Origin of the sequence: Stenotrophomonas sp. 3diitr2024 (assembly GCF_042136455.1) — a bacterium.
Lineage (GTDB): Bacteria > Pseudomonadota > Gammaproteobacteria > Xanthomonadales > Xanthomonadaceae > Stenotrophomonas > Stenotrophomonas sepilia.
Genome location: NZ_JBHHMJ010000098.1, coordinates 1 through 666 on the forward strand (window position 1 = coordinate 1; position 666 = coordinate 666).

Annotated in this window: 1 protein-coding gene; it reads right to left on the reverse strand. The window is 65.6% G+C overall.

Features of this window, described 5'->3' with window-relative positions; genetic code table 11:
- Positions 1–67 precede the first annotated feature (67 nt).
- The gene (locus ABGA94_RS02410) at positions 68–574 is read right to left on the reverse strand and encodes an acyl-CoA thioesterase (RefSeq protein ID WP_005415314.1); all 507 of its coding nucleotides are present in this window, start codon (positions 572–574) and stop codon (positions 68–70) included.
- Positions 575–666: the final 92 nt, after the last annotated feature.

Here is a 666-nt window from a genome sequence, read left to right on the forward strand (position 1 = left end):
CGCTGGCCGGCAACCTCATGATGTTTGGCAGCACGCGCGAGGTTGCCGGCCAGCGGCCGGCACTACCTCATTCCTCCGGCGACGGCGGGTTCGACGCGAGCAGTTCCAGGTGGCGCTGCTCCATTTCCTGGCGCAACTGGCGGCGGATCTGTGCTGCGGCCTGGCGGCGCTTTTCGTCGGACGTTGCCGGCTGCAAGGGCGGGACAGGCGTCGGCCGGCCTTCTTCATCCACTGCGACCATCGTGAAGAAGCAGCTGTTGGCGTGGCGCACGCTGCGCTTGAGGATGTCCTCAGCCACCACCTTGATGCCGATCTCCATCGATGAGGTGCCGGTGTAGTTCACCGAGGCCAGGAAGGTGACCAGCTCGCCCACCGCGATGGGCTGGCGGAACATCACCTGGTCCACCGACAGGGTGACCACGTAGCTGCCGGCATAGCGGCTGGCGCAGGCGTAGGCCACCTGGTCAAGCAGGCGCAGGATGGCGCCACCATGGACCTTGCCGGAGAAATTGGCCATTTCCGGCGACATCAGCACGGTCATGGACAGCTGGTGGGTTTTCAGTTCGGTCGACATGCGGCGATTGTATCGGCAACCGGTCGTGCCGGCCGCTGGCCGGTAACCACGCGGTTGTTTCCGGAGGCCATGAAAAAGCCGGCCAGCGGCCG